Annotated in this window: 29 protein-coding genes and 1 tRNA gene; 18 read left to right on the top strand and 12 right to left on the bottom strand. The window is 42.8% G+C overall.

Annotated features, from left to right (window positions below):
* Positions 1 to 209: 209 nt before the first annotated feature.
* From ACW6QP_RS00580 to hemA, 3 genes are read right to left on the bottom strand one after another with little or no spacing between them, the layout of a single operon-like run.
* Entirely contained in the window at positions 210 to 863 is a 654-nt protein-coding gene (locus ACW6QP_RS00580) for a uroporphyrinogen-III synthase (RefSeq protein WP_457908887.1), read from the bottom strand.
* A 3-nt stretch (positions 864 to 866) separates the two neighbouring features.
* Positions 867 to 1778 (bottom strand): hydroxymethylbilane synthase, encoded by a 912-nt coding sequence (hemC, locus tag ACW6QP_RS00575; protein ID WP_457908886.1) that lies wholly within the window; start codon positions 1776 to 1778, stop codon positions 867 to 869.
* The gene (hemA, locus tag ACW6QP_RS00570) at positions 1775 to 3031 is read right to left on the bottom strand and encodes a glutamyl-tRNA reductase (protein WP_457908885.1); all 1257 of its coding nucleotides are present in this window, start codon (positions 3029 to 3031) and stop codon (positions 1775 to 1777) included. Before hemA ends, hemC begins: the two co-directional genes overlap by 4 nt.
* Positions 3032 to 3232: 201 nt before the next feature.
* Here hemA and ACW6QP_RS00565 point away from each other — a divergent pair, with 201 nt between their 5' ends.
* The 8 genes from ACW6QP_RS00565 (at position 3233) to ACW6QP_RS00530 (ending at position 11396) form a co-directional block, all read left to right on the top strand.
* Entirely contained in the window at positions 3233 to 4132 is a 900-nt protein-coding gene (locus tag ACW6QP_RS00565) for a helix-turn-helix domain-containing protein (protein WP_457909409.1), read from the top strand.
* A gap of 2 nt (positions 4133 to 4134) precedes the next feature.
* Positions 4135 to 4911, top strand: a complete 777-nt coding sequence (locus ACW6QP_RS00560) for a ThuA domain-containing protein (RefSeq protein WP_457908884.1) — start codon at positions 4135 to 4137, stop codon at positions 4909 to 4911.
* A gap of 69 nt (positions 4912 to 4980) precedes the next feature.
* Positions 4981 to 6015, top strand: a complete 1035-nt coding sequence (gene hemH, locus ACW6QP_RS00555; RefSeq protein ID WP_457908883.1) for a ferrochelatase — start codon at positions 4981 to 4983, stop codon at positions 6013 to 6015.
* The gene (locus tag ACW6QP_RS00550; RefSeq protein ID WP_457908882.1) at positions 6015 to 7376 is read left to right on the top strand and encodes an MATE family efflux transporter; all 1362 of its coding nucleotides are present in this window, start codon (positions 6015 to 6017) and stop codon (positions 7374 to 7376) included. Before hemH ends, ACW6QP_RS00550 begins: the two co-directional genes overlap by 1 nt.
* A 50-nt stretch (positions 7377 to 7426) precedes the next feature.
* A complete protein-coding gene (locus tag ACW6QP_RS00545) occupies positions 7427 to 7975 on the top strand; it encodes a CopD family protein (protein WP_457909408.1) in 549 nt (182 codons plus the stop codon).
* 21 nt (positions 7976 to 7996) lie between these two features.
* Positions 7997 to 9451 carry an ATP-binding protein gene (locus tag ACW6QP_RS00540; RefSeq protein ID WP_457908881.1) on the top strand — a complete coding sequence of 485 codons (1455 nt, stop codon included), beginning with the start codon at positions 7997 to 7999 and terminating at the stop codon, positions 9449 to 9451.
* Positions 9452 to 9472: 21 nt separating this feature from the next.
* Positions 9473 to 10255, top strand: coding sequence for an enoyl-CoA hydratase/isomerase family protein (locus ACW6QP_RS00535; RefSeq protein WP_457908880.1), 783 nt, complete (start codon positions 9473 to 9475; stop codon positions 10253 to 10255).
* Positions 10256 to 10316: 61 nt separating this feature from the next.
* Positions 10317 to 11396 carry a PA0069 family radical SAM protein gene (locus tag ACW6QP_RS00530; protein WP_457908879.1) on the top strand — a complete coding sequence of 360 codons (1080 nt, stop codon included), beginning with the start codon at positions 10317 to 10319 and terminating at the stop codon, positions 11394 to 11396.
* On the opposite strand, the gene ACW6QP_RS00525 is transcribed toward ACW6QP_RS00530, so the two are convergent.
* From ACW6QP_RS00525 to ACW6QP_RS00510, 4 genes are all read right to left on the bottom strand, one after another.
* Positions 11388 to 12041, bottom strand: coding sequence for an HD domain-containing protein (locus ACW6QP_RS00525; protein WP_457908878.1), 654 nt, complete (start codon positions 12039 to 12041; stop codon positions 11388 to 11390). The genes ACW6QP_RS00530 and ACW6QP_RS00525 overlap by 9 nt on opposite strands.
* 18 nt (positions 12042 to 12059) lie before the next feature.
* Positions 12060 to 12791, bottom strand: a complete 732-nt coding sequence (locus ACW6QP_RS00520; protein ID WP_457908877.1) for a lysophospholipid acyltransferase family protein — start codon at positions 12789 to 12791, stop codon at positions 12060 to 12062.
* Between the two features lie 57 nt (positions 12792 to 12848).
* Positions 12849 to 13223 (bottom strand): hypothetical protein, encoded by a 375-nt coding sequence (locus ACW6QP_RS00515; protein WP_457908876.1) that lies wholly within the window; start codon positions 13221 to 13223, stop codon positions 12849 to 12851.
* A 177-nt stretch (positions 13224 to 13400) separates the two neighbouring features.
* The gene (locus ACW6QP_RS00510; protein ID WP_457908875.1) at positions 13401 to 13811 is read right to left on the bottom strand and encodes a BrxA/BrxB family bacilliredoxin; all 411 of its coding nucleotides are present in this window, start codon (positions 13809 to 13811) and stop codon (positions 13401 to 13403) included.
* A gap of 172 nt (positions 13812 to 13983) precedes the next feature.
* Here ACW6QP_RS00510 and ACW6QP_RS00505 point away from each other — a divergent pair, with 172 nt between their 5' ends.
* A complete protein-coding gene (locus tag ACW6QP_RS00505; RefSeq protein WP_457908874.1) occupies positions 13984 to 14718 on the top strand; it encodes a TerB family tellurite resistance protein in 735 nt (244 codons plus the stop codon).
* Here ACW6QP_RS00505 and ACW6QP_RS00500 read toward each other — a convergent pair whose 3' ends face one another.
* The gene (locus ACW6QP_RS00500) at positions 14719 to 16989 is read right to left on the bottom strand and encodes a TonB-dependent receptor (RefSeq protein ID WP_457908873.1); all 2271 of its coding nucleotides are present in this window, start codon (positions 16987 to 16989) and stop codon (positions 14719 to 14721) included.
* Positions 16990 to 17089: 100 nt separating this feature from the next.
* Here ACW6QP_RS00500 and ACW6QP_RS00495 point away from each other — a divergent pair, with 100 nt between their 5' ends.
* From ACW6QP_RS00495 to ACW6QP_RS00485, 3 genes are read left to right on the top strand one after another with little or no spacing between them, the layout of a single operon-like run.
* On the top strand, positions 17090 to 17743 hold the full coding sequence (locus tag ACW6QP_RS00495) for a metal-dependent transcriptional regulator (protein ID WP_457908872.1): 654 nt from the start codon (positions 17090 to 17092) through the stop codon (positions 17741 to 17743).
* Positions 17744 to 17746: 3 nt separating this feature from the next.
* A complete protein-coding gene (locus tag ACW6QP_RS00490) occupies positions 17747 to 18568 on the top strand; it encodes a ZIP family metal transporter (protein WP_457908871.1) in 822 nt (273 codons plus the stop codon).
* Positions 18569 to 18613: 45 nt separating this feature from the next.
* Positions 18614 to 19009: a hypothetical protein gene (locus ACW6QP_RS00485; protein WP_457908870.1), complete on the top strand. Its 396-nt coding sequence runs from the start codon at positions 18614 to 18616 to the stop codon at positions 19007 to 19009.
* A 2-nt stretch (positions 19010 to 19011) separates the two neighbouring features.
* Here the strand turns inward: ACW6QP_RS00485 and ACW6QP_RS00480 are convergent, their stop codons facing one another.
* The 4 genes from ACW6QP_RS00480 to ACW6QP_RS00465 all read right to left on the bottom strand — a co-directional run bounded on the left by ACW6QP_RS00480 (position 19012) and on the right by ACW6QP_RS00465 (position 22254).
* Positions 19012 to 19158, bottom strand: coding sequence for a hypothetical protein (locus ACW6QP_RS00480; protein ID WP_457908869.1), 147 nt, complete (start codon positions 19156 to 19158; stop codon positions 19012 to 19014).
* A 13-nt stretch (positions 19159 to 19171) separates the two neighbouring features.
* The gene (feoB, locus tag ACW6QP_RS00475; protein ID WP_457908868.1) at positions 19172 to 21271 is read right to left on the bottom strand and encodes a ferrous iron transport protein B; all 2100 of its coding nucleotides are present in this window, start codon (positions 21269 to 21271) and stop codon (positions 19172 to 19174) included.
* A gap of 2 nt (positions 21272 to 21273) precedes the next feature.
* Positions 21274 to 21504, bottom strand: coding sequence for a FeoA family protein (locus ACW6QP_RS00470; protein ID WP_457908867.1), 231 nt, complete (start codon positions 21502 to 21504; stop codon positions 21274 to 21276).
* A 75-nt stretch (positions 21505 to 21579) separates the two neighbouring features.
* A complete protein-coding gene (locus ACW6QP_RS00465) occupies positions 21580 to 22254 on the bottom strand; it encodes an SCO family protein (RefSeq protein ID WP_457908866.1) in 675 nt (224 codons plus the stop codon).
* Positions 22255 to 22410: 156 nt separating this feature from the next.
* Between ACW6QP_RS00465 and rseP the strand changes: the two genes are divergently transcribed.
* The 6 genes from rseP to ACW6QP_RS00435 all read left to right on the top strand — a co-directional run bounded on the left by rseP (position 22411) and on the right by ACW6QP_RS00435 (position 26873).
* A complete protein-coding gene (gene rseP, locus ACW6QP_RS00460) occupies positions 22411 to 23727 on the top strand; it encodes an RIP metalloprotease RseP (RefSeq protein WP_457908865.1) in 1317 nt (438 codons plus the stop codon).
* A 163-nt stretch (positions 23728 to 23890) separates the two neighbouring features.
* Positions 23891 to 24178: a GIY-YIG nuclease family protein gene (locus ACW6QP_RS00455; RefSeq protein WP_457908864.1), complete on the top strand. Its 288-nt coding sequence runs from the start codon at positions 23891 to 23893 to the stop codon at positions 24176 to 24178.
* Positions 24179 to 24183: 5 nt separating this feature from the next.
* A tRNA-Asn gene (locus ACW6QP_RS00450) sits at positions 24184 to 24257 on the top strand.
* Between the two features lie 49 nt (positions 24258 to 24306).
* Positions 24307 to 24591: a GIY-YIG nuclease family protein gene (locus ACW6QP_RS00445; protein WP_457908863.1), complete on the top strand. Its 285-nt coding sequence runs from the start codon at positions 24307 to 24309 to the stop codon at positions 24589 to 24591.
* A 328-nt stretch (positions 24592 to 24919) separates the two neighbouring features.
* The gene (locus tag ACW6QP_RS00440; RefSeq protein WP_457908862.1) at positions 24920 to 25465 is read left to right on the top strand and encodes a macro domain-containing protein; all 546 of its coding nucleotides are present in this window, start codon (positions 24920 to 24922) and stop codon (positions 25463 to 25465) included.
* Positions 25466 to 25469: 4 nt separating this feature from the next.
* On the top strand, positions 25470 to 26873 hold the full coding sequence (locus ACW6QP_RS00435; RefSeq protein ID WP_457908861.1) for a nicotinate phosphoribosyltransferase: 1404 nt from the start codon (positions 25470 to 25472) through the stop codon (positions 26871 to 26873).
* Position 26874: the final 1 nt, after the last annotated feature.

Raw genomic sequence — 26874 nt, 5'->3', positions numbered from 1 at the left:
ATTCCGAACTTTCTAAATTTTCTTCAATTCTGCCTGTTTTCGAAAGTTTTCACTTGTTCATGCTTGTCCTGCAAGGTCTCCAAGACCTTATAGGTCTTTTTTCTTTAAATTGAAAAACGATTCTTCCGGAGACTCGTTTCTCTGCATACCTACAAGGGTTTCTATACCTTGCAGGAAGGTTGTTGCTTTTTTTGAAGCCTTTGCCTCTCTTAAATTTTCTTTTTCAATTCCTTCACCGCCTGCACAATCACATTTTCTACACTGGGTTTGTTGGCGGTTATAATTTTTTTAAAATGTTTTTTAGCTTCTGCCGCAGTGGTTTCTCCTATGCAAAAAGCGATGCTCTCCCCGGGTTTATTTAGTTCACAAAAACTCTGTACGCCACTCGGACTATAAAACAGAATTCCTTCAAAATTTTGCTGAAAGTCCTGAAAATTCAGGCCTGTTTTATAAACTTCGATCTCGCGAAAATCAATTCCGTTTTCGCTTAAAATCGAAGGAATTTCATCTCTGCGTCGGTTTCCACTGAAAAATACAAACTTTTCGTTCGAATATTTTTCGACTATAATTTTCGCTAATTCTTGGCCGTATTGGGCGGTTTCTGCAATTTGAAAATTATTTTGTTGTAGTAATTCTGAGGTTTTTGGCCCCACGCAAAAGCAGTTTTCAATTTCAGGATTTTTCTTCAGAATCGCTTTTACCGAATTCTTACTGGTGAAAATCGCGTTTTTTATTTTTAGGTCCGGAAGATCAAACTCAAAAATTTCAATTTTAATGGCATCATATTCTACCAAACTTAACCCGGAATTTAATAAGAGGTTTTTTTGAGCTGGGCTTAGAATTTTGGTAGAAAGCAGCGTCATTTTCTAACCTATTTGCTGTCTGATTTCCTGCATTAATTCCTTTCCGGAATTGCTCAAAATTTCCTCGGCGCAAATTCGTCCCAGGTTCTTTGCTTCTCCAACAGGGACCACCTTCTCGGTCGAAATTTTCTGTTTGCCATCTAAACTAAACAGCGCTCCTTTAAAATGAATCTGATCTTTATGAATTTCGGCCAAAGCTCCTATGGGTGCCGTACAACCGCCTTCCAGCAATCTTAAAAACTCCCGTTCAATATGCACGCAGGTTTGGGTTTCGGGATGGTTTAATGCGCTTAATGCATTTCTGCAAAACTCATCATTTTCCATAGCGACTACCAGCATTGCGCCTTGTGCGGGAGCCGGAATCATCCAGTTGAGATCGGTGAAATTTTCTGGTTTCAGGTTGATGCGTTCCAGGCCGGCGGCAGCGAATATTGCGCCATTCCAGTCACTTTCCTGCAGTTTCTTCATTCGGGTGTTCACATTCCCGCGTAAGTCTGTAACCTGGTGTTGCGGATATTTATGCAGCCACTGAGCTTTTCTGCGAAGGCTGCCGGTGGCGATTTTTCCTTCTGAACCTAGAAAATCCAGGCCTTTGTGAATTAAAATATCCCGGGGATTGGCTCTTTTTAAAACGGCGGCTTCCACAATTCCTTTAGGAAGTGCAGTGGGAACGTCTTTCATCGAGTGCACCGCAATATCGATCTCCCCCTTGATCATCGCCACATCCAGGGTTTTTGTGAAAATCCCGGTAATTCCCATTTCATAAAGCGGCTGATCGAGATTCAGGTCGCCGGTAGATTTTACAGGGACCAGCTGGGTTTTGTGACCCAGTTTTTCGAGCGCATTTTTTACGGTTTTGGCCTGCCAAAGCGCAAGTTCACTGTCGCGGGTGCCTATTTTTATGATTTTGTTCATTTCTGAAGCTCTTCTAATTGAAAGACCTTTTGGATCAATTCCAGGCTTTCATCGGTGGTTTCAGAATCGCCTTTTAAGTGATTGGCGAAATGTTTGGTGATTTTCTGAATGATGCGATTGCTTATGATCTCGGCTTGCTCATCGTTGAAATCCGAAATTTTTCTTCGCTGAAAATCCAATTCGTCATCTTTCATCAGCTTCAGTTTCTTCTTTAAAGCTTTAATGGTAGGAGCAAATTTTCGGGTTTCCAGCCATTTGTTGAAATCGCCTTCCACTTCAGCAATAATAGCTTTGGCCTGGGGCACAAATTGTTGCCTGCGCTCCAGGGTTTCATCGGTCATTTTTGAAAGCTGGTCTAAGTGAATGAGTTTCACATTCGAAAGTTGGGCCACATCATTAGAAACGTTTTTCGGAATCGAAAGATCAAGTACCAGCAAATCTTTTTTCGCGTAAATCAGTTCTTTCGAAATAGTCGGATTTTGAGCCCCGGTGGCCACGATTAGAATATCTGTGTTGCGAATTTCGGCCTGTAAATCGGCGTAGTCTTTTACCAGAAGGTTGAATTTACCGGCGATTTTTTCGGCTTTGTCCTTAGTGCGGTTAATCAGGGTAATATGATTGTTTTTGGTGTGTTTTACCAGGTTTTCACAAGTATTACGGCCAATTTTCCCAGTTCCGAAGAGAAGAATATTCTTTTCAGAAACATTGGGAATATGATTCAGAATATATTGAACCGAAGCAAAAGCCACCGAGGTAGCCCCGCTGGAAATCTCGGTTTCGTTCTTTATACGTTTACTCGCCTGGATCACTGCATTGACAAGGCGCTCCATAAAAGAATTGGTAAGCCCAAGTTTTTTAGATTCTACAAATGAATTTCGAATTTGGCTTATGATTTCAAAATCTCCCAGAATCTGGCTATCCAGCCCGGTGCCCACCTTGAACATATGAGCCACCGCTTTCTTGTTCTTATGCACATAGGCAACTTTTTCAAACTCCTCTACAGTACCATGGGTATGCTCACAAAGCAATTTGATGAGTTCGAAGGGATGCTTGGCAAAACCATAAATTTCGGTGCGATTACAGGTAGAGGTAACCAAAATAGCTTCGATACCTTCCTGTTTGGCCTGTTTTAGCAATCGGGTCTTGGCTTCAGGATCTAAACTGAAGTGACCTCTAATCTCGGCATCGGCTTTTTTATAGCTTAAACCTATAGTGTAAAAATGATTTCCTCCTGAAAAATGAAATTCTTCCATGTAGCTTTTTAGGATTGCAGGGGACAAAAGTATAACATAGGTTAAATAAAATATAACGCTGAAAGTACTAAATGTGTCGTTTCCTGATAAATATCATAAAATTAGGCCCCGGGTTTGGAAAAATCCCGTGCTTTGTAGTAAATTCAAATAGTTTAAGCTGTTTTGTTTAGACTCATTCTAAATAAAACTCAATTTCTGATGATGGAGAATTCGAAAAAAAATATCGCTGAAGGTGCCGCTGAGGTGACCCGGGTTGAAGAAGGCTTTTTTATTGTAAAATTTCGCAACGATGCTGCTGATAATCAAAAGTTTGTAAGAGATATAGACAGCAGCTTTATACAATTTCATTTTAATGTAAAGGGGCAGGCGAAATTTGTGTTTAACGCCGGGGGCTATGAGTTGCCTTTAAGCGAAGAGAACAGTTTGTTATTATACAATCCGCAGCGGGATTTGCCTTTAAACCTGGATTTATCTCCCAATTCCTGGGCAATTTCTCTGGTGGTTTCTATAAAAAAGTTTCATTCCCTTTTTTCACAGGAAGCCGATTATATTCCGTTTCTAAGCGAGGAAAACAGAGATAAGAAGTATTATAAAGAGGCACCTATCACACCCTCAATGGCGGTGGTGTTAAACCAAATGCTTAATTTCAATCTTACCTCCAGCATTAAAAATCTGTATTTTAAAGGTAAAGCTTACGAATTATTAAGCCTTTTCTTTAACCGAAGCGAGGATCCAAACCTTGAACAATGTCCTTTTCTAAGCGATGAAGAAAATATTTTAAAAATTCGAAGAGCCAAAGATATCGTGATTAGCCGCCTTGCAGAGCCGCCCTCACTGCAGGAGCTGGCCGATGAAATTGGCCTTAGCCTTAAAAAGCTAAAGGACGGGTTCAAGCAAATTTACGGGGACTCGGTCTACAGTTTTTTGTTTGATTATAAGATGGAATATGCCCGAAAACTCCTGGATACGGGAGAATATAATGTAAATGAAGTGGGGCTTAAAATTGGCTATAGTACTGCCAGCCATTTTATAGCGGCTTTTAAAAAGAAATTTGGGACAACCCCAAAAAAATATGTCCTTTCGTTACCCTCAAATATTTAATTATGAAAAACTTATTGTATTTAGTCTGTTTTAGTCTGGCCCTGATTTTTATGAGTCCGGCAGTGGCTCAGGAAAAGGAGGCGGAAGAGAAAGAGGAAAAAAAAGTACTGGTCTTTTATGAAACCAAAGGTTTTTGGCACGAATCTATCCCGGCCGCTTATTCGATCATTGAAGATCTGGGAGAAGAAAATGGCTTCGACATTAAAACCGATGGTGATTCCAGCGATTTCAATGATGAGGATTTAGAAGAATATGCCCTGGTGATTTTTTTAAGCACCACCGGTGATGTTTTAAACGATGAAGAGCAGCAGGCTTTTGAGCGATACATTGAAAATGGCGGAAGTTTTTTCGGAATTCACGGCGCAGCCGACACCGAATACGACTGGCCCTGGTATGGAGAACTGGTAGGAGGTTATTTTGATGGCCACCCCGAGGTACAACGTGCCGAAGTCATAATCGAAATGCCAGAACATCCTACAGTTTCCCACGCGCCTAACCCTTGGTCGCGGGTAGACGAATGGTATAACTATAAAAACCTGAATCCCAACAATAAAGTGTTAATGCGCCTCGACGAGTCAACTTATGAAGGGGGGACGAATGGAGAAAATCATCCTATCGCCTGGTATCGTGAACTCCCCGGCGGCGGAATAAGCATTTATACCGGTGGGGGGCATACCATTCAGTCTTATATGGAACCCAATTTTCAGGAGCATATCCTAAGGTGCATTTTATTTGCTTTGGGAGAAGACACCGATAAAGAACTTATTATTGAACAATAAAAATTGCTAATTAATTCGGGTTTTTTCACCCGGCTTATAGTTATATTTTTGTGCCGAAATTAAGAAATTATGAGCAAAGGCGTATTGCTGGTTAATCTCGGGTCACCCGACAGCACAGATCCAAAAGATGTAAAAAAATACCTGGATGAATTCCTTATGGATGAGCGGGTGATAGATGTGCCGTATTGGGCAAGAAGCCTTATCGTTAGAGGAATTGTATTAAACACCCGGCCAAAGAAATCGGCCGAGGCCTATCAAAAAATATGGTGGGAAGAAGGCTCGCCGCTTATCGTTCTTTCTGAAAGACTTCAGGAAAAGGTAGCAGAAAAAACTTCGGTGCCTATTGGCCTGGCAATGCGTTATGGAAAACCTTCAATTTTATCGGGGCTACAGGGATTGTATGATAAGGGAATTAGAGAGGTTTTGCTGTTTCCGTTGTACCCGCAGTTTGCTATGGCAACTACCGAGACTATTTTGGTGCTTGCTGAAGAACTTCGGAAAAAACATTTTCCCGATATGCAGTTTACCACGGTGCCGCCTTTTTACAATCATCCCGATTACATCAGGGTGCTGGCCGAAAGCATTTCAGAAGCATTAAAAGGGAAAGATTTTCAGCATCTGCTATTCAGTTATCACGGGGTTCCCGAAAGGCATATTCGAAAAAGCGATATCACCAAATCGCATTGCAAGATCGATGGAGGCTGTTGCCAAACCCCTTCAGAAGCACATCAATTTTGTTATCGTCATCAATGTTTTGAAACCACCCGACTTGTAGCCGAATACCTGGAAATGAAAAAAAATACTTACAGTGTTTCCTTTCAATCCCGCCTGGGTTTCGACCCCTGGCTGCAACCCTATACCGATAGAACCATAGAACGCTTCGGAAAACAGGGAATGAAAAAACTGGCCATCGTTACTCCTGCTTTTGTTTCAGATTGCCTGGAAACCCTGGAAGAGATCGCTATGGAAGGAGAGGAAATCTTTCACGAGGTTGGAGGGCAAGAATTTCACGTGGTTCCCTGTCTTAACGACCGCACCCCCTGGGTGAATGTTTTGTCGCGATGGATAGATGAATGGGCTCATAAGGAAAGCGTGCAGGCATAATGGCAAAAAAGAACGCAGCCGAACTCGGGGAGCGACCCATAGGGAAACTTCTTATTGAACAGGCTGCCCCTGCTTCGGTGGGAATTCTTGTGATGTCCCTCAACATTCTGGTCGACACTATTTTTGTGGGCAACTGGATTGGTTCGGTGGCCATTGCTGCCATAAATGTGGTATTGCCGGTTTCTTTCTTTATCGCTGCGCTGGGAATGGCGATTGGGATTGGTGGTTCTTCGGTGCTATCCCGTGCCCTGGGAGGCAACAATCATCAAAAAGCTTTGCGCACCTTCGGAAACCAAATTAGCTTAACCCTGCTCCTAAGCCTGAGTTTGGTAGGATTAGGCCTTGTCTTCATCGATTCGCTCATTCCAACTTTTGGTGGAAAAGGCGAAATATTTGATCCTGCCCGCATTTATTACCTGGTAGTGGTAAGCGGGGTGCCTTTCCTGGCCCTGGCGATGATGGGGAACTCGGTGATAAGAGCCGAGGGAAAGCCGCGTTTTGCTATGGTGGCGATGATCATTCCATCGGTTGGAAATCTGGTGTTGGATTATATACTTATCAACCGCCTGGAAATGGGAATGCTGGGTGCCGGTCTGGCCACCACTGCTTCCTATTTTATGTCGTTTGCTTATATACTCTGGTTTTTTCTTTCAGATAATTCTGAATTGAAAATTCACTGGCAGCATTTTAAATTCAAATTTTCGATCTTAAATGAAATCGCCTCTTTGGGATCGGTCACCCTGGCCCGGCAGGCTGTTGTAAGCATCATTTATTTATTGCTGAACAATATCCTCTTTGATCTTGGCGGCGAAGATGCGGTAACGGTTTATGCAATCATTGCCCGAATGCTGGTCTTTGCCCTGTTTCCCGTGCTTGGAGTTACCCAGGGATTTTTGCCTATCGCCGGGTTTAATTATGGAGCAGGAAAATACCCCAGGGTGAAAAAAAGTATTAATACGGCGGTGCTTTATGCCAGTTTAATGGGGCTGGTGGTCTTTGGTGGAATTATGTTTTTTGCTGAAGAAATTGTGGCGGTATTTACGAATAATGAAGAGATTATTAGAAAAACTCCGGGTGCAATGCGCTGGGTCTTTGCCGCCACGCCAATTGTTGCTTTACAGTTGATAGGGGCTGCTTATTTTCAGGCTGTAGGAAAGGCCATACCTGCATTCTTACTAACCCTTTCCAGGCAGGGTTTTTTCTTTATCCCCTTAGTGCTGATTCTCCCAGGATTATATGGCGAAATTGGGGTATGGATTTCATTCCCGCTGGCCGATTTACTGGCTACCCTGGTAACCGGGTATTTTTTGAACCGGGAAATAAGGCATAACCTAAAGCCACTACCGGGTACCGGAAGCTGAAAATTTATTGGCTATATTTGTTTCAGGCCCTATTAAAACTTTATTTGGTGATCGACTATTATCTCTACATTAAAGCACTGCATCTCATTTTTGTAATCACCTGGTTTGCCGGGCTTTTTTATATCCCCCGTTTGTTTATTTATCATATCGAGGCTAATCAAAAAACTGAACCCGAAAAAACAATTCTTAGTAACCAGTTTAAGCTTATGACTAAAAGGCTCTGGTATATTATCACCTGGCCTTCGGCGATCCTCGCCAGTATCTTTGCATTTTTATTATTACACCTGGTACCCTCATTTTTACAAATGGACTGGATGCTGGTAAAGTTAGGCTTTGTGGTTCTTCTGTATGCCTACCACATTAAATGTCATTTAATTTTTAAAGAACTGCAGCGCGACAGGTTTAAATGGACTTCCAATCAAATGCGTTTATGGAATGAGGTTTCTACCCTTATACTTTTCGCAGTGGTGTTTTTGGTAATTGTGAGAGATTCTCTAACCTGGATTTACGGAGTTCTGGGTATATTTCTGCTCGCCGGAATGCTTATGCTCGGGGTGAAAATTTATAAAAGAATTCGTCAAAAAAATCCTGAGGCCTGATAATTGTAACAGTATCGCTGTATGAAGCTTTTAAAACTTTCACTGCGCACCCGAATTTTTATCTCGATGATTCTCCTGGTTCTGGGAGCCTCGATTCTCATCGCCGGGGTTACGGTATATCAATACAAGCAGGAAGCCGAAGCTTATCATAAAGACCGCCTGGAGCGAAAAGAACAGGCGATTCGGGAAAATATCAGGTTTGTGCTGGCAAGCACCACCTTTGTGGTAAATACTGAAAATATTCCTATTATCTTCAGGCAGGGAGGGAAGATAGCCGAGTTGGCCCAGGTTCACGAAATGCAGATCAACATTTATGACCTGGATGGCCGGCTTTTGATAAAATCCAATCAATCTTTCTTTAGAGATACTACCGATGTTCAATTGGACCGAAACATCCTGGAGCGACTGGAGAGTTCTTCGGCCAAACGCCTTTTGGTAAAAACCGAAAATAACGGTCAAAAATTTCAATCTTCTTACAGCTATATCACAGACCAGCGCTTTAAACCTTTAGCTATCTTATACCTGCCCTATCTTCAGGATGATAGTTTATTGAATCACGATCTCAACAACTTCCTCATTCGAATGGGTGAAGTGTATTTATTTATGCTGGTTCTGGCGGTAATTATGTCTTATCTGCTCTCCAGGTATATCACCAAATCTCTAAAATTGATTTCTGAAAAGATAAATCAAACCCGGCTGGATAAGCGCAACCAAAAGATTGAGCTCAGCAATGCTTCCGAAGAGATTTATGCCCTGGTAGCTGCTTACAACAGTATGATCGATGAGCTCGAAGAAAGTGCCGTTAAACTGGCTACCAGCGAACGGGAACAGGCCTGGCGGGAAATGGCCAAACAGGTAGCTCACGAGATTAAAAATCCGCTAACTCCTATGCGTTTGAGCGTGCAAAGTTTCCAGCGGAAATTCGATAAAAACGATCCCAACATCGATCAAAAAGTAGACGAATATTCCAAAACCCTCATCAATCAAATCGATACGATGAGCTCGATAGCTTCAGCCTTTTCAAATTTTGCTAAAATGCCGGCCCAGCAAAGTGAAACCCTTAATGTTCCAAAAATTGTAAAACTGGCCCTGGATATTTTCAATGAAGATTATATTTCATTTACTTCAGAAAAAGAGGAAATCCTGGCAAAATTCGATCGTACCCAGCTTATTCGGGTGGTGACCAATTTGGTAAAAAATGCGGTGCAGGCATGTAAGGAAGTGCCTAACCCGCAGATTTTAGTGAGTGTTCACGATGAAAATACTATGGTTTGTATCTCGGTTTCAGATAACGGGATGGGAATTTCAGAAGAAAATAAGGAGCTGGTGTTTGAGCCAAAATTCACTACAAAAAGCAGCGGGATGGGGCTTGGTCTGGCGATGGTTAAAAATATTGTAGAGAACTACCAGGGAAGTATAAGCTTTACTTCTAAACAAAATAAAGGCACTATCTTTAAGGTGCGATTTCCGAAATAACCAATCTTAAAAATAATTTTTATGGATTTTGAAAATATTTTAGCTGAAGAACAGGATGGTATTCTTCAAATCACAATAAATCGTCCATCAAAACTCAATGCCCTGAACAGGGCCACAATTGCCAAATTACACGAAGCTTTTGCCGATGCCCGCGATGATCGCGATGTGAAGGTGATCATCCTCACCGGAAGCGGCGAAAAAGCCTTTGTAGCCGGTGCCGACATTAGCGAATTTGCCGATTTCACTCCTGAAGAAGGTCGTGAACTTGCCGCCGATGGGCAGGCCTCTCTTTTTGATTATGTCGCCAATTTTCCAAAACCCGTAATCGCAGCGGTAAACGGATTCGCTCTTGGTGGAGGCCTGGAGCTTGCGATGGCTGCACATTTTAGAATTGCCAGCGATAATGCAAAAATGGGGCTGCCAGAGGTTTCCCTGGGAGTGATTCCGGGATATGGTGGTACTCAGCGTTTGCCACAGCTGGTAGGCAAAGGCCGCGCGATGGAAATGATTATGACCGCCGGGATGATTGATGCCAACCAGGCTTTGCAGTACAATCTTGTAAATCACGTCACCGAAGCAGGTGACCTATTGCAACTGGCCCGGGAATTAGCCCAGAAGATTATGAAAAATTCTATGGTAGCCATTAGCGGAGCTATCAAGGCCATAAACGCTAACTACGAGGCCGGAGTTAACGGATTTGACGTGGAAATCAGTGAATTTGGTCACGCCTTTGGCACTGCCGATTTCAAGGAAGGTACCCAGGCTTTTTTAAATAAAAGAAAAGCCGATTTCCCGGGAGAATAATCCCTAAAGTTAAAATTTACATACAATCGCTGTTATTGGATAAATTCCATATTTTTGTAATATGTCCAATACCAGCGATTTTATTTTTGGCCGTGGGGCTCAAATCAACGTTTCCAATAAATTCGAAGCTAATTCATACGAATTCAGGGATGATTATTTGAATTTTTGTGCTGCTGAAGGGGAGGAGGTACAAGCGTCGAAAACCACACTAATCGATACCTTTCCCAAAAGTATCGTCAATAAGGTGACCAGTCCCGATGTGGGGATGGATTTTTCCCTGAATCCCTACCAGGGTTGCGAGCACGGCTGTATTTATTGCTATGCCCGCAATTCTCACGAATACTGGGGATACAGTGCCGGGCTTGATTTTGAGCAAAAAATTTTGGTGAAACGAAATGCCGTGGCCCTGCTTGAACAGAAATTGCGAAGCAAATCCTGGAAAGCTGCACCCATCATCTTATCGGGAAATACAGATTGTTACCAGCCTATCGAGAAAAAACTGGAGATTACCCGAGAACTGCTGAAGACTTTTTTAAGGTACCGGCATCCGGTTGGAATTATTACCAAAAACGCCCTAATTCAAAGGGATATCGATATTCTCACCGAATTAACACAAGATAACCTGGTTCACGCTACCCTGTCTATTACTTCATTAAGTGAAGAGACCCGAAGAATTTTGGAACCACGTACGGCAAGTATTAAAAAACGACTGGAGACCGTAGAAAAACTGGCCGCTAAAAACATTCCCGTTAGTGTGATGATGGCGCCCATAATTCCCGCCATCAATTCTCACGAAATTATGCCGCTGGTTAAAGAGATCGCCTCCCGCGGGGCCGATGGAGTTGGCTATACCATTGTAAGGTTAAACGGAGCTATCGCTGAAATTTTTAGCGACTGGATCAAAAAAACTATGCCCGATAGGGCAGAGAAAGTGTTGAATCAGATTAAGGCAATTCACGGTGGGACTTTAAACGATAGCCGATTTGGAACCCGAATGAAAGGTGAGGGGGAATTCTCACAACAGGTAGCCCAACAATTTACACTCGCCAGAAAAAGATTTTTAAAAGACAAACTCAGGCGTCCCCAACTTAATTGTGAATTACACCAGGAGTTTAAAGACGGGCAGCTTAAATTATTTTAAACCTTCCCATTCGGCGAAGAACTGCTCCAGGTAAGCCTCCATAAAATTATGCCGGTCTTCGGCCAGTTTTTTACCGGTTCGGGTATTCATAAGATCTTTTAACAGCAGCAGCTTTTCGTAAAAATGGTTGATAGTCGGCGCGGTAGAATTCTTATATTCTTCCTTAGACATGTTGAGGTTTGGTTTGATAGCAGGATCATAAAGCGCCCTGCCTTTAAACCCGCCATAATTAAAGGTTCTTGCAATACCTATGGCGCCAAGAGCATCGAGTCGGTCGGCATCCTGCACGATTTGTAATTCTATTGAGTGATATTTCTGCTCGAAATTGCCTCCTTTAAAAGAAATATTTTCAATAATTTTCACCACCTGGTCTATAATTTCTTCTGAAACTCCCTCAGAAAACAAGAATTCTGAAGCCATTTTCGGGCCTTTGTGCTCATCGCCGTTATGGAATTTATAGTCGGCTATATCGTGTAGTAAAGCTCCCAATTCTACGATAAAAGTATTGCAATTCTCTCCTGAAGCTATGGTTTTTGCGGTTTTATAAACCCTTTCTATATGAAACCAATCGTGACCGCCTTCGGCATTTTGCAGCTTATTTTTTACAAATTCAATACAGTTCGAGATTACCCGGGCTTTATCCATAAAAATTCTTTCTAAAATTTAAACAATATCGGCAATGATAGTGCGCTCCACTTTGGCTACTAAACTCTCTGCATCATCTGAGCTTACAGGGATAGGTTCGTGCACTTTAAGTTTGATGTGCACCCCGGGCTCCATAGGGAAGCTTTTGTGTTTAAAAAGTTTCCAGGAATTGTTGATGGTAATGGGCACGATAAGCGCTTCAGGCATTTGTTTGAACAACATCATCATTCCATTAACCTGAAACTTTTTGGGCTCACCGGTGCGGCTTCGGGTTCCTTCAGGAAAAATTACGGCTGAACGATTGTTCTCATTAAGATATTTGGCAAATTGAGACATCTTGAGCAAGGATTCCCGGCGGTTTTTCCTGTCGATCAAAACTGAGCCTCCGTGCCTTAAGTTGAAAGAAATACTCGGAATGCCTTTTCCCAACTCTTTTTTGCTCACAAACTTGGGGTGATGCTTGCGCATATTCCAGATGATGGGAGGTATATCATACATTCCCTGGTGATTGGCCACAATAATTACAGGTTTATTGGTGGGGATGTCGTAAGGGTTTTCAAAAGTGAAACGGGTCCCCAGCAAATTGAGACTTCGCATCAGGAAAAAGTTGAAAATATCAACGCTTTTCTTATGCGGCTGGTAACCTCCCAGCTTTAGGCACAGCCATTGAATGGGGTGAAACACCAGTAAGGTTAGAAAGAAAAAAATATAAAATAGTACCGATAGGGGGTAGGAAAGTAACTTCTTCATTTCACAAATTATGGCGCTAAAATAAGTATTTCAGCCATAATCCTGAAAAGTCTTTAATTAAGGGCTAGCCGGCAGGCACTCTCCATCCCGGCATTCCAGATTTTCGGCGGGCATCACATACATACAATCTGAAACTACCTGGTATTTTTGGTTGAAATCGGCTTCGGCCCGGTTGTAGGCATCCACCATTTCCTCCAGTTTTTCGACATTTACTGAAGTTGGGTAATATAAATAGCCTACAGGACCGCCACAGGCCTTACTGCCATAAGCGATAGGGGTACATTGCCCGGCATTTTCGCAGGCTGCTTCAGCTATAAAAGCTTTGATCTCTTCCAGCTGCCGGTTTAAAGCTGCGCGTTCTTCCTGCCTATCTACAGCCGTAGGTTCGCAATTAAGCGGGAGAAACAATAAAAGGGCGATTAGCAGTCTCATAAAAAGTGATTTTCAGCTTAAATTTAAGCAAAAAAAAGAGGCTGTCTAAAATGAATATTAGATGTCAATGGTAGTAGAGAATTGGTTCTCTTCTAAGCAAGCCATTCCGACTGCGCTCAATGTGACAAATTACTATTCTGAAAATTTTAGATAGCCTCTAAGACTTAAGCCTGAATTTTAGCAAAATTCGTTGTAGGCTCCTACAAGATTTTCAGCGATCATCTCGGCGGGACGGCCTTCAATATGATGACGCTCTAGCATATGCACTAATTCTCCATCTTTGAAAAGGGCCATAGAAGGCGAAGAGGGAGGGAAAGGCAGCATAAATCCGCGGGCTTTATCGGTTGCTTCTTTATCTACACCTGCAAAAACGGTGTACAGGTTATCGGGTTTTTTGGCATTCTGTAGAGAAATTCTAGCTCCCGGGCGGGCATTGGCAGCCGCACACCCACAAACCGAATTCACCACTACCAAAGTGGTTCCTTCTTTCTTCATTGCGGCTTCAACATCTTCTACAGTGTGCAATTCTTCAAAACCAATACTGGTAAGGTCTTCGCGCATTGGTTTTACTAATTCTGCTGGATACATATATATAGTTTTGTATTAAACATTTAATGAATGGCAAAGATACCAAATTAACTTCAGCCTGGCATATTTCAATTTGCTATGTGCTAATAGGTTAAATCGATACGCCTAATGCCCGGTTTTTTCCTTAAAGCCATTGAAAATAGTATCTTTGGCGCTTATCAAAATTTTTTGAATGTTTAAATGGGTTTTGGCCGTACTCGGCTTTATGTATTTTCGCTTTGCCGGCGCTATTCTGGGGTTTATTGTAGGTACTGTGATCGACAACTGGTCGAGGTCATCAGGTGGTTTAAGAGGAATGCTGGGCGGGCAGCCTGAGCAAAAGGTGTCTCCCGGAGATTTTGAATTAAATTTACTTTCCTTATGTTCTATCGTGATCCAGGCCGATGGAAAAGTGACGCAAACCGAACTCGACTATGTACGATCCTATTTCGTGCAGGCCTATGGGAAAGAGCGCGCCAACGCAACTTTTAGAACCTTTAATGAACTTATTAAAAGCCGGGAAATTTCAGCTTCACGAATTTCGCAATATTTGGCTGCCCGCACGAAATATCCCTCACGCCTGCAAATTATTCATTTTCTCTTCGGAATTGCCCAGGCCGATGGCCGGGTAAGTGAAGCTGAAGCCAGGGTTATCCAGGAAATTGCCGGCTATCTTCGCATAGGCCGAATGGATTTTGAAAGCCTTAAGGCTATGTTCTTCAAATCGGCCGATAATGCCTATAAAATTCTTGAAATCGAGAAGACGGCCAGCAATGAGGAAGTTAAAAAAGCCTACCGCCATATGGCTAAAAAGTACCATCCCGATAAATTGGGTCATATGGACGAAGCTTACCGCAAGGGGGCCGAAGAAAAATTCAGAAAGGTACAGGAAGCCTACGAAAGCATTCAGAAAGAGCGTGGGATGTAATTAAAATTCATAGCGCAAATTCAGCATCAGATTTCGGCCTGGACTGCTCACCTCAAAAGCCCTGAGTATAGACATATGGTCTACATAGTTCCTGTTCAATGCGTTTTGCAACTGTATACCCGCTTTTAATAAATTGGATCCTGTATAAAAGGTCTTGCTAATTCCCAGGTTGAGCAATTCATAGCCGTTGGTGGCTTCTTCATTAAATCCCGGGCGATTTTGATCACTTACTAATCTTAGCCGGGTTGAAAATTCCAAAGATTTGTCTGCAAGGGCAAAATACTTAAGTTCAAAATTAAAATTATCGGGAGGTACAAAGCTAAGGGGTTCAGCTTTTTCCAAATCCCGGGCTCTCACCACAGCACCCGAAATTTGAGTTTTTAAGCGCTGCTCTGCCAGCCAGTTTTTGCTTAGCTGAAATTCAAACCCATACAAGCCTGCCCGGGTTTGATCGTAAGTCCAAAGTTCGTTATGCCCTTCGGGTGGTGCCTGGTCGCTTTTGGCAAAGAAAATATAGTTGTCAACCCTGCTTCCAAAAGCTGAAATTTCAGCAGAAAAATCTTTGAAATGCATAGAATATCCCGCATCAAGCTGGAAACTTTGCTCCCTTTTAAATTCAGCATTTCCTTTTTCAAATCGGCTGGTTCCCGGATGAGGGCCATTTGAGAAAAGTTCGGCAAGGTCGGGGGCGCGAAATCCGCTGCTTAGGTTGAGTTTAAATTGTTGGGATTCGCTTATTTTTCGGCTGGCACCAATAGAACCCGTAAGCCCGCTAAAATTTCTTTCCAACCTGCGATTCTCCGGTTCTCCAGGCAGAAGGAAACCATAGTCTACGAAATGTGATGCATCGGCCAAAGCTTTCACTGTCCTGAAATCATACCGCAAAGCTCCCTGCAAAAACCAGGAATCAAGCTGGGCCGAAGCCAGGTAATATAATCCGCTCTCAAAAATATTGGCGTCGGGAATCAGGATATCCAGGGAGTTTTCCATATTCCTCGTTCTTATATAACTACCCTGAATTCCAAAATCGTGTTTTAATGTATTTTGCTGAAAGCTTAGCCTGGCATTATAAAAGCTATGATCCTGTTTCAATCCAAGATCAATAAGATTTTCGTCTGATTCGATTTCCTTTCGGTTGTTATGATGGTGGGAAAGATGCAGAAAACTCTCAAAACCTTCGTGTTGCATTTCCTGATTATAGGTAAAAAGGTAATCCCGAACTTTTTGAAAAGGTAATTGCATTTCTCTGTCGTTTCTTCCGGTGGCCAGGCTTTGCCCGGGAAGCATTTCTTCATCTGAAATAATTCCCAGCTGTTGGTCATTGAAACTAAAGCCGAGTTTATTCTGAAAATTCTCTTTTTTAATCCCGCTTTGTAGTCGAAGGGTTTTAGTATTAAACCTGCTGTTGCCTATAATTCGGTTGTTGCCATCTTGATAATCGGCGTGGTTTTCCAGTGCGAGATCGGCATTGAAAAACAGGTCATTTTCCCAGCTTTTTCCGGCTGAAGCATAAGTGCGAATTCCGCGGGAAACACTATTGTACGTGCTTCCCAGGCTTCCGGTGATTTTTTCAGAAGTAGTATAGGCATCTTCGTCTTTGGCCAGTAAAACTCCACCCAGGGCACCCGACCCATATAATACCGAAGCCGGACCCTTAATCACATCCACGCTTTTTATTCCGAGGTCATTTATACCCAGGCCGTGATCGGCGCCCCACTGGTGATTTTCCAGTTTATTACCCTGATAGATTGTCACCACACGGGAAAAACCCAGTCCGCGGATAAATGGTTTTACGATACCCTGGCCAAACTCAGCCCCATAAACTCCGGGTACTTCCCGCAGTCTGCCCATTAGACCGTTGGGGTCTCCCTTAAAATTGATGCCCTGCATATCTATATGCGAGATCGTATATGGAGTGCGCCGGTTAAGCCCGGTTAGGCGGTCTACGATAATTATTTCTTCCAGATTTTCATTGCCGGGTTCGAGCTCGATTTTTAATTCAAAACTGGTGTTTTGAAGAACTTCAATTTCTTTTGAAAATTCCCGGAAGCCCAGGGCGGTGGCTTGTAGAATATAACTTCCTGGTTCTACGCCTTCAATGCTAAAGTTTCCATTAGAGTCGCTGGTGGTGCCCTTTGAGGTTCCAGCCAGCCACAAATTTGCGTTGGAAACCGCTTTCCCTTCAGAAGCAATTTTACCCGTAATTCTCCCCTGTTGGGCATACACTCCCAGAGGCAGGAGAAATAGTATTATAAGTTTTAGCAACTTCATTTTCTAATTTTTAGCAAATCTATAAATAAAATTTAGACTAATCTAAAAAATAGAATAATCAAATAAAAATTGTAGTTTTGAAACTTGTAAATTTTAAATTATGTTCAGCTTATCTGAAGAAAATTATCTTAAGGCAATCTTTCATCTGGAACGTCAGTATCAATCGGGGGTAAGCACTAATTCCCTGGCCGAGGAGATGGAGACCAAAGCTTCTTCGGTTACCGATATGATCAAAAAACTGGCCGAGAAAGACCTGGTGAAATACCGAAAATACCAGGGGGTAAAATTGAGCGATGCGGGCAGAAAAGCGGCTGTAGAAGTAATTCGCAAGCACAGGCTTTGGGAGGTGTTTCTGGTAGAAAAACTGGATTTCACCTGGGATGAGGTTCACGAAATCGCAGAACAACTCGAGCATATTAAATCTGAAAAATTAACCAGGGAACTGGACAGGTTTTTAGGTTATCCCAAAAGAGATCCGCACGGGGACCCCATTCCCGATGCAGATGGGAATTTTACGGTTGCGAATAAACTCCTACTGGCCGAACTCGAACCGGGGAATACCGGGATTTGTGTTGGGGTTAAAGATTCTTCCAGCGAATTTTTGCAGTATCTCGATAAAAACGGGATTTCCCTGGGCAAAAAAATTGAGCTTAAAGAAAAGGAAGAATTCGATCAATCTATGCTGATTTCAATAGACGGGATTGAGCTTCGAATTTCGCAGCTAATCTCAAATAATTTATACATAAAGATCTAAGCAATGCAGAATATAACAGACTATTTTGAAAGTATAGATCCGGTTTTAGCGGCTTTATATGCCACATTATTTACCTGGGGTTTAACTGCTTTGGGAGCTTCTCTTGTATTTTTCTTTGGAAGGATGAATCGCAAATTCTTTGATGCGATGCTTGGATTTACCGGGGGAGTGATGGTGGCTGCGAGTTTTTGGAGTCTTTTGGCGCCGGGAATCGAAATGAGCCCGGGCGATGGTTTCGAAAAAACCGTTCCGCCTTTAATCGGGTTTGGTCTGGGCGCTTTGTTTCTTTTTGGGCTGGATAAGGTGTTACCGCATTTGCACGTAAATTTCCAAATGAGTGAAAAGGAAGGTATTAAAACTCCCTGGCATAAATCTACCTTGTTAACCCTGGCCATCACTTTGCATAATATCCCAGAAGGCCTTGCCGTAGGCGTTTTATTTGGAGGAGCGGCGATGGGCTTTGAAGGCGCCAGCATTGGTGGGGCTGTGGCCCTGGCTATAGGAATTGGTTTACAGAACTTTCCTGAAGGATTTGCGGTGGCTATGCCTTTGCGCAGGCAGGGCTTAAGCCGTTGGAGAAGTTTTAATTTCGGGCAACTTTCGGCTATTGTTGAGCCTTTTGCGGCGGTTTTAGGGGCCTGGGCCGTAATGACCTTCGAGCCTATTTTGCCCTATGCCCTGTCTTTCGCGGCAGGCGCGATGATCTTTGTGGTGGTAGAAGAGGTAATTCCTGAATCCCAGCGCGAAGGCTTTACAGATATCGCTACTATGGGCTTTATACTCGGTTTTATGGTAATGATGACCCTGGATGTAGGTTTGGGCTAATCTTTGCAACAGGAGGTACTTTACTACGTCTTTAAGATAAAACCTATGAAATTCCTCCTGATTTTTCTTTTCTTCGGAAATCTGGCCCTGGCTCAGAGTTCTGCTGAAGCCAATCTTTTCAATACATCACTGGTTCCCGGGCAAAGCCTGGAACTCGACGGGAAGATCATCAAATTTAAACAGGTGATTTCCGACTCGCGTTGTCCCAGCGATGTGACCTGCATTAGAGCGGGTGAGGCGAAAGTGCTTCTTGAGGTTTTTGAAAATGATCGATTAGTGGGAGAGGAAATTGTAATCGTGGGTAGCAGCCTTGCTGAAAACTTACTGGCAGAATTTAGTGTAAAATTGAAGCCCCTTGCTTTAATGCCTTACCCGGCCATTTCGAAAAAAATACAACCGGGGGATTATGAACTTAGTTTGGAGTATGGGTTTATTGAATAGTTCTACCCACAGCCACAACCTGAAACCCCGCAGGCTTTTACTTTTTTCTTTTTCTTTAAAAAGGCAGGTTTCCAAACGAATTTGGTGAGCATATAGCCCAGGGCGATACTAAAGGTGATAAAGACTAAAATTTCCTGAATCATTTCCATTTCATTTAAATTCTTATTTCAAGAGCTGAAAGGCGATTAGAGCTACAAAATAAGCAAAAACGCTCATTCCTATCAGCTGAATCACCGGCCAGCGCCAGGTGTTGGTTTCCCGTTTTACAATGGCCAGGGTACTCATACACTGCATTGCAAAAGCATAAAACAGCATAAGGCTTATCCCGCTGGCGAAAGTAAACAGCGGCCCGCCCAGGATCGGGTTGGTCTCGGCGGCCATTCGGTTTTTGATGGTTTCTTCTTCGTCGCTGCCAACGCTGTAAATCGTTGCCAGGGTGCCCACAAAAACCTCCCGGGCAGCAAAGGAACTTATAATGGCAATTCCTATTTTCCAATCGTAACCAAGCGGGGCTACTACAGGCTCAATCCCCTTGCCCATTATACCTATATACGAATTTCTAAGTTTAAAGGAAGCGACTTCCTCATCCAGTTCTTCTTCAGAAATTTGCTGATCTGCATAACTGCTGCTTACAATTTCTTCAGCATTGCTAAAATTTTCTCCCGGCCCGTAGCTCGCCAGCACCCATAAAATTATAGAAATGGCCAGGATGATCTTCCCCGCGCCAAAGACAAAAGATTTGGTCTTTTCTACCACATTTATCCCCACGTTTTTAAACATAGGAAGTTTGTAATTGGGCATTTCGATCACGAAATAGCTTCGGTTCTTGATCTTTAAAATTTTGTTGAGCAACCAGGCCGACCCGATTGCGGTTCCAAAGCCGAGAAGGTAAAGTATCATCAAGGTAAGGCCCTGCAGATTGAAACCCCAGTAAGTTTCATCGGGGATGACCAGGGCGATGATGATGAGGTACACCGGCAATCTGGCCGAACAGGTGGTGAAAGGTACCACCAGAATGGTGATTAAACGTTCCTTCCAGCTTTCGATATTTCGGGTGGCCATTACCGCGGGGATGGCACAGGCCGTACCTGAAACCAAAGGCACCACGCTTTTTCCGCTTAAACCAAAGCGTCGCATAATGCGATCCATCAAAAAGACCACCCGGCTCATATAGCCGGTTTCTTCCAGAATGGAAATGAATAAAAACAAAAATGCAATCTGCGGAATAAAAATCACAATCCCGCCAAGCCCGGGAATAATTCCTTCGGCTATGAGATTGGTAAAAGAACCTGCAGGAAGATGGGTTTTTGTTAATTCGCTCAAATTGGCAAAAGCCACATCTATCATATCCATAGGGTAGCTGGACCAGTTGTAGATCGCCTGGAAGATAAGCAGCAGAATTCCGAAGAAAATAACATAACCCCAAACTTTATGAGTCAATACTCTATCGAGACGGGCACGAAGATCGGTAGCGGCATTTTCATCTATGCTCAGGGCCTGCTTCAGCACTCCATTGATGAACTGGTAGCGTAAAATTGTTTCTTTTTGCTGAAGCCGCTTCAGTTCGCTTTCTTTTTTGGTGTGAAATTCAGAATTAGACTGAAGTTCATTTCGGTTCAAATTTCCGAAGTTAACATCCTGGGTGATCACCAGCCAAAGTTTGTAAAGCGATTGGTTGGGAAATGCCTTTCTGAGTCCATCGAAATATTCGGGATCAATTACCGAAGCATTTACGCAAGCCTCGGTAGGCAGGTGCCGGTAATTGGTGATCATCTCCTTTAACTCGGTGATGCCGGTACCCTTTCGCGCGCTTACCAGAGCTATTTTCGTTTTTAGCTGTTTTTCGAGAGCTTCTATATCAAGCGAAATGCCCTTTCGCTGCATCCTGTCGGCCATATTGATTACCAGAATGCTGGGAATTTCAAGGTCCTTAATCTGGGTAAAAAGCAACAGGTTTCTTTTTAGATTCTCAACATCGCTTACCACCACGGCTACATCGGGATAGTCTTTATCATTTTTGTTGAGCAACAGGTCTATCACCACATTTTCATCAAGGGAAGATGCATTAAGGCTGTAGGTTCCAGGAAGGTCGAGGATGTGAGCTTTGAGCCCGCGGGGTAATTTGCAAATCCCTTCCTTCTTTTCGACGGTAATCCCGGGATAATTTCCCACTTTCTGGTTAAGGCCGGTGAGGGCATTGAAAACCGAAGTTTTTCCGGTATTGGGATTTCCTATTAGGGCGACATTAATTTGTTTGCTCATAATCAGGGCAACAGGTCAATTTCAATAAGCAAAGCAGTTTCCCTTCGAATGGCAAGATGACTTCCGTTTATATTTAAATATAGCGGATCTTTAAAAGGGGCGGTTTGCAAAAGTTCAACTTCATTACCCGGCAGGCATCCCATTTCCAATAGCTTAAGAGGCACAGAGTGAGCCGGGAAATCTTTAATGATCGCACGTTGCCCGCGCTTTAAATCTGCCAGGTGTAACAGCATCTTTATTTAGATTGATTTTAAACAAGGCAAAAGTAATCGAATTCGGGAGAGTACAAAAGTTTGAAGTCTAAAATCTTAAGGTTGGTACTCTGCTTTTAGGATATCTATATCTTTCAGTAATTTTTCAATGGCTTCGGGGTCGGTGCCATCGTAGAAACCACGAATGCGTTGTTGTTTATCTACTAACACAAAGTTTTCGGTATGAATCATATCATAGGGGCCGCCGTCACCATCAGACTTTGAGGCCAGGTAAGATTTTCGGGCCAGCTCGTAGATGTGTTTTTTATCACCGGTTACCAGGTTCCATTTTTTGTCATTTACGCCTTTTTCTTCAGCATACTTTTTTAATACCGGCACCGAGTCGGTTTTGGGAAAAACAGTGTGGGAGAGGAGCAATACTTCAGGATCATCTTTAGTTCGCTCCTGAATTTCGAGCATATGATCTGTCATCACCGGGCAAATGGTGAGGCAGGTGGTGAAGAAAAAATCGGCTACGTAGATTCTATCCCTGTAGAAATCCTGGGTGATAGAGTCGCCGTTTTGATTGATGAGGTTAAAATCCCCGATTTTATGATATTTTCTAACATGTTGCACGGTGGTGTCTACCAGTTCGCCATTAACCATATCGGGTTGAAATACCGGCAATCGCTCTTCGGGTTTGAGTTGGTGGTAAATGATAGAAATGATAATCACCGATAAAATGAAGAGTACAATGGCGAAGGTTTTGTATTTGGCGAAAAACTGCAGCATAGTAGTGATATGGATTGCAAAATTAAGGCCTGTGCAACAAATAGTCGCAAGAGCTATCATAAAATTTCCTTATCTGAATATTGAGCTTTACAGAATACTTTTTTAGGAGATTATAAAAGGTTACTTTTGTGCGATTTAAATTTTGAAGCACAGCGAATGGATCCGTTTTTAGTAAAGGCTATACAATTACTTTTAAGCCTCTCATTACTTATAGTACTACACGAATTGGGACATTTTATTCCCGCCAAAATATTCAAGACCAGGGTAGAAAAATTCTTTTTATTCTTCGATGTAAAATTTGCCCTTTTTAAGAAGAAAATCGGCGATACCGTCTACGGAATTGGCTGGCTGCCATTGGGTGGTTATGTGAAGATCTCGGGGATGATCGACGAGAGTATGGATAAGGAGCAAATGGCAAAACCGCCCGAGCCCTGGGAATTCAGAAGCAAACCCACCTGGCAAAGGCTTATCATTATGCTGGGAGGTGTTACCGTGAATTTGGTGCTTGGTTTCCTAATTTATATGATGATTATGTTTGTTTGGGGCTCAAATTATGTGGGACCCGAGCAAATGCCTGAAGGTTTCGCTGTAGCCGATGAATTCAAGGAATACGGCTTTAGAGATGGTGACAGAATCTTGCAGGTAAACGGGCAGGAATTTGAAAACAGCGTAGACATCAATAAACACCTGTTTATGCGTGATGTGCGTAGTGTTACTGTATTGCACAATGACGGCACCGAGGGCACCTATGAGATCCCTGAGAACATTGGGGAACAAATGTTCCAGAAAGGAGTTATGTTGCCATTTATCGCTATTCAGAAACCGGTGCTAGACAGCGTGGTTGCCAATAGAGCTGCTGAAGCGGCTGGCCTTAAAAAAGGCGATAGTTTAATCTCGATTAACAACCAGGAGATTGGGTACTGGCATCAACTTTCACCTATTGCCAATGAAAATAAAGGAAAAGAAGTAGAAATTATTTTTAAAAGAGACGGGGAAATCATGAGCGTGTTGGCTACCCCCGATGATGAAGGGAAACTTGGAATTACCCCACAAAGAAATTTCGAAATCAAGACCAAAAAGTACGGTTTTGTAGAGAGTATAAAAGAGGGATTTAATTACGGATACTGGACACTGCACGACTATGTAGCCCAGTTCAAATATGTATTTACCTCGAAAGGAGCCAGCCAATTGGGCGGATTTGGAGCCATTGGTGGGCTGTTCCCCGACACCTGGGACTGGAAAGGTTTCTGGCATACCACGGCTTTGATCTCGATCATTTTGGCCTTTATGAATATTCTTCCAATCCCGGCTTTAGATGGAGGGCACGTGATGTTCCTGCTTTATGAGATGATCACCGGAAGAAAACCCAACGATAAATTTATGGAAGTAGCCCAGATGGTAGGCTTTTTTATATTGATTGCGCTGGTGCTGTATGCCAACGGAAACGACGTATATCGCTGGTTATTTGAATAGTAAAAACCGGGACTAAAAATTGTCTGAAAATTTTTAATTTTTCCTTGGTGGTGATTTAAATTTTGATTTATATTTGCAACCGCAAAAGAGTAACACACTCCTCCTTAGCTCATCCCGATAGCTATCGGGAGGTTAGAGCAAAAGCGAAAAAGTTCTTTAAAAAATGAGTTTTTGGGTTTATATCCTACACTCTGAAAGCCTTCAGAAATATTATGTTGGCGAAACAGAAGATCTAGAAATTAGATTGAAGCAACATTTAGAAGGTTTTTTTGAAAAATCTTTTACCGCTACAGCTAAGGATTGGGTTTTGTTTCATAAGATTCAATGTGAATCGCGGAGTCAGGGGTTGAAAATCGAAAAACACATCAAACGAATGAAAAGTTCAACGCATATCCAGAATTTGAAAAAATATCAGGATATAGAATTGAAGTTGAAAAAAATATATAAATAACACACTCCTCCTTAGCTCAGTTGGTTAGAGCATCTGACTGTTAATCAGAGGGTCCTTGGTTCGAGCCCAAGAGGGGGAGCAAAAAGCCTTACAGAAATGTAGGGCTTTTTTGTTTTGAATAATTTGGTATGGAATTCATCGTGTACATATTATATTCAAAAAAGTTGGATAGATTTTATACTGGTTCTTCATCTAATTTTGATAGAAGAATGGAATTCCACGAAAATCCGGAGGCTCGAAAATTTACTTCAAAAGCAAATGACTGGATTCTATATGAAAAAATTGAATGTGAAAATAAAGCTCAGGCATTATCTATTGAGAAACATATTAAATCTATGAAAAGCAAAACTTATATAAAGAATTTAAAGCAATATCCTGAGATGAAGGATAAGCTGAAATTGAGATATAAGTAAATGAATTTAAGGTTAATCAGAGCCCCGATAGCTATCGGGGTTGGTTCGAGCCCAACGCCCGTCCCGATTTTACATCGGGAAGGGGGAGCGAAAAGCCTGACAGAAATGTCGGGCTTTCTTGTTTTTAAGATTAAGGGTGTTTGTGTGGAATTAACGAATTTGATTAGCGCTAATCAGTGACCCGATGGCTATCGGGCTTGGTTCGAGCCCAAAGCCTGCCCCGATTTTACATCGGGGAGGGGGGGAGCAACTCATAAAAGTCTAACAGAGGCCTTTTTTATTTTCCCTATCCCTCATTTTCTTTGTACCTTCCTTAAAAACATTTGGTATGAAGAAAATGTATAAACAAATTGAGATCGAGATCTCCCGGGGAGATATTGCCAAACAGGATGGGATAGATGCCGTGGTGAATGCGGCCAATGCCGAGCTGGAGCCCGGTGGAGGTGTGGCAGGAGCTATTCACAAGGCGGCCGGGGAAAACCTTTACGAAGAATGCGAGCCGTTGGCGCCTATACAGCCCGGGGAGGCGGTGGTGACCAAAGCCTATGAGCTCCCTAACAAATATGTGATTCATTGTCTTGGGCCGGTCTATGGCCAGGACAAGCCGGAAGAAAAATACCTGGCTCAATGTTATCGAAATTCCCTGAAACTCGCCGAAGAGTCTGAAGTCAATTCAATTGCATTTCCGGCGATTTCCACTGGTGCTTTCGGGTATCCGCTTAAAGATGCCACCCGCATTTGTTTTGAAACCGTTTTAGCTCAAATTCCGAAGCTAAACCACTTGCAAAAGATTAAATTTGTACTGCACAGCGAAGGAGACTTAAAGGTTTACGAAAACCTGTTTCAGGAGCTTTCCAAAAATCAATTCGATTAACTACATGTTCAAATTTACCGCGACCTATACCGACCTGTACCAACTTTCTATGGCTCAGGTTTATTTTAAAACCGGCCATAAAGATCAGCCGGCTGTTTTTGATTATTTCTTCAGAAAACTTCCATATCAGGGGGGCTACGCCATCTTCGCCGGGCTTCAGGATTTACTTGAAATCATTGAAGATTTGCGTTTTTCTGCTGAAGATCTCGAATACCTCGAAACCCAGGATTTCGATGCTGAGTTTCTCGAATATCTCAGGGATTTTAAATTCCGCGGAAATATTTATTCGGTACAGGAAGGCGACCTGGTATTCCCCACCCGTCCCGTCTTGCAGGTGGAAGCCTCTATAGTTGAAGCTCAAATCGTGGAAACCCTGCTGCTTAATTTGTTGAATTTTCAAACTTTAATCGCCACCAAAGCCAGCCGAATGCGCCTGGTAGCGGGTAAACGCAGTTTGATGGATTTCGGATTGCGCAGGGCGCAAGGCCCCGGGGGTTATTATGCCAGCCGTGCAGCAATTATTGGCGGCTTTGACGGCAGCAGCAATGTAATCGCGGGAAGAGATTTTAACATCCCGGTTTCGGGAACTATGGCGCATAGTTTTATTCAAAGTTATGATACCGAACTCAAGGCTTTTAGAGATTTCGCTGAAGGAAGGCCTAAAAATTGTGTGCTGCTGGTCGATACTTACGATACATTAAAAAGCGGAGTGCCTAATGCCATCAAAGTGGCCAAGGAAATGGAAGAAAAGGGTCAACGCCTACTGGCTATTAGGCTGGACAGCGGTGATTTAGCCTACCTGGCTAAACAAAGCCGAAAACTGCTGGATGAAGCCGGTCTAGGCTATGTAAAAATTGCGGCCTCGAATCAGTTAGATGAGAATGTGATTAAGAGTTTGCTCGAGCAGGAAGCGCCCATCGATATTTTTGGTGTGGGAACCAACCTGGTAATTGGAAGTCCCGATGCGGCCCTGGATGGGGTTTATAAACTCAGCTTTTCGGCCGGCAAGCCCAGAATTAAAATTTCTGAAAGTCTTATAAAGGTCACCCTTCCGCATAAAAAACAGGTGTTTCGCATTAAAGATGCTGAAGGAAAATGCGTGGGGGCCGATGCTATTGGCCTGGCCGATGAGGAGAAAATTGAGGTGATGCATCATCCCTACGAACCTTTTAAATCAATGGAAGTGGGTGATTTAAACCAGGAAAAGTTGCTAAAGCCGGTAATGAAAAATGGCAAAATTCAAATAGAATTTAAGAGCCTTAGCGAAATCGCGGCCTACAGCAAAAAGCGTTTGGAAGAATTGCCTATTGAATACAAACGATTTAACAATCCGCATATTTACAAAATCGGGATAAGTGAAAAACTACAAGCCGAACGGGATAAGCTTATCTCTGCCTTTAAAAAGTAGA

It is taken from the genome of Salegentibacter haimaensis (assembly GCF_054121495.1).
Note: the sequence above shows the minus strand (reverse complement) of the source record. Positions and strands in the feature narration are given on the sequence as shown.

What these genes read in the sequence shown, in the direction of transcription:
- hemC (WP_457908886.1), bottom strand. Translation starts at nt 1,778, where the DNA reads ATGAACAAAATCATAAAAATAGGCACCCGCGACAGTGAACTTGCGCTT.
- ACW6QP_RS00580 (WP_457908887.1), bottom strand. Translation starts at nt 863, where the DNA reads ATGACGCTGCTTTCTACCAAAATTCTAAGCCCAGCTCAAAAAAACCTC.
- ACW6QP_RS00495 (WP_457908872.1), top strand. Translation starts at nt 17,090, where the DNA reads ATGTTCAGCTTATCTGAAGAAAATTATCTTAAGGCAATCTTTCATCTG.
- ACW6QP_RS00565 (WP_457909409.1), top strand. Translation starts at nt 3,233, where the DNA reads ATGGAGAATTCGAAAAAAAATATCGCTGAAGGTGCCGCTGAGGTGACC.
- ACW6QP_RS00550 (WP_457908882.1), top strand. Translation starts at nt 6,015, where the DNA reads ATGGCAAAAAAGAACGCAGCCGAACTCGGGGAGCGACCCATAGGGAAA.
- ACW6QP_RS00520 (WP_457908877.1), bottom strand. Translation starts at nt 12,791, where the DNA reads ATGAAGAAGTTACTTTCCTACCCCCTATCGGTACTATTTTATATTTTT.
- ACW6QP_RS00470 (WP_457908867.1), bottom strand. Translation starts at nt 21,504, where the DNA reads ATGCTGTTACACCTGGCAGATTTAAAGCGCGGGCAACGTGCGATCATT.
- ACW6QP_RS00510 (WP_457908875.1), bottom strand. Translation starts at nt 13,811, where the DNA reads ATGTATCCAGCAGAATTAGTAAAACCAATGCGCGAAGACCTTACCAGT.
- ACW6QP_RS00485 (WP_457908870.1), top strand. Translation starts at nt 18,614, where the DNA reads ATGAAATTCCTCCTGATTTTTCTTTTCTTCGGAAATCTGGCCCTGGCT.
- ACW6QP_RS00525 (WP_457908878.1), bottom strand. Translation starts at nt 12,041, where the DNA reads ATGGATAAAGCCCGGGTAATCTCGAACTGTATTGAATTTGTAAAAAAT.
- ACW6QP_RS00480 (WP_457908869.1), bottom strand. Translation starts at nt 19,158, where the DNA reads ATGGAAATGATTCAGGAAATTTTAGTCTTTATCACCTTTAGTATCGCC.
- ACW6QP_RS00455 (WP_457908864.1), top strand. Translation starts at nt 23,891, where the DNA reads ATGAGTTTTTGGGTTTATATCCTACACTCTGAAAGCCTTCAGAAATAT.
- ACW6QP_RS00440 (WP_457908862.1), top strand. Translation starts at nt 24,920, where the DNA reads ATGAAGAAAATGTATAAACAAATTGAGATCGAGATCTCCCGGGGAGAT.
- ACW6QP_RS00435 (WP_457908861.1), top strand. Translation starts at nt 25,470, where the DNA reads ATGTTCAAATTTACCGCGACCTATACCGACCTGTACCAACTTTCTATG.
- ACW6QP_RS00505 (WP_457908874.1), top strand. Translation starts at nt 13,984, where the DNA reads ATGTTTAAATGGGTTTTGGCCGTACTCGGCTTTATGTATTTTCGCTTT.
- ACW6QP_RS00560 (WP_457908884.1), top strand. Translation starts at nt 4,135, where the DNA reads ATGAAAAACTTATTGTATTTAGTCTGTTTTAGTCTGGCCCTGATTTTT.
- hemA (WP_457908885.1), bottom strand. Translation starts at nt 3,031, where the DNA reads ATGGAAGAATTTCATTTTTCAGGAGGAAATCATTTTTACACTATAGGT.
- rseP (WP_457908865.1), top strand. Translation starts at nt 22,411, where the DNA reads ATGGATCCGTTTTTAGTAAAGGCTATACAATTACTTTTAAGCCTCTCA.
- ACW6QP_RS00530 (WP_457908879.1), top strand. Translation starts at nt 10,317, where the DNA reads ATGTCCAATACCAGCGATTTTATTTTTGGCCGTGGGGCTCAAATCAAC.
- ACW6QP_RS00540 (WP_457908881.1), top strand. Translation starts at nt 7,997, where the DNA reads ATGAAGCTTTTAAAACTTTCACTGCGCACCCGAATTTTTATCTCGATG.
- ACW6QP_RS00500 (WP_457908873.1), bottom strand. Translation starts at nt 16,989, where the DNA reads ATGAAGTTGCTAAAACTTATAATACTATTTCTCCTGCCTCTGGGAGTG.
- ACW6QP_RS00535 (WP_457908880.1), top strand. Translation starts at nt 9,473, where the DNA reads ATGGATTTTGAAAATATTTTAGCTGAAGAACAGGATGGTATTCTTCAA.
- feoB (WP_457908868.1), bottom strand. Translation starts at nt 21,271, where the DNA reads ATGAGCAAACAAATTAATGTCGCCCTAATAGGAAATCCCAATACCGGA.
- ACW6QP_RS00515 (WP_457908876.1), bottom strand. Translation starts at nt 13,223, where the DNA reads ATGAGACTGCTAATCGCCCTTTTATTGTTTCTCCCGCTTAATTGCGAA.
- hemH (WP_457908883.1), top strand. Translation starts at nt 4,981, where the DNA reads ATGAGCAAAGGCGTATTGCTGGTTAATCTCGGGTCACCCGACAGCACA.
- ACW6QP_RS00445 (WP_457908863.1), top strand. Translation starts at nt 24,307, where the DNA reads ATGGAATTCATCGTGTACATATTATATTCAAAAAAGTTGGATAGATTT.
- ACW6QP_RS00465 (WP_457908866.1), bottom strand. Translation starts at nt 22,254, where the DNA reads ATGCTGCAGTTTTTCGCCAAATACAAAACCTTCGCCATTGTACTCTTC.
- ACW6QP_RS00490 (WP_457908871.1), top strand. Translation starts at nt 17,747, where the DNA reads ATGCAGAATATAACAGACTATTTTGAAAGTATAGATCCGGTTTTAGCG.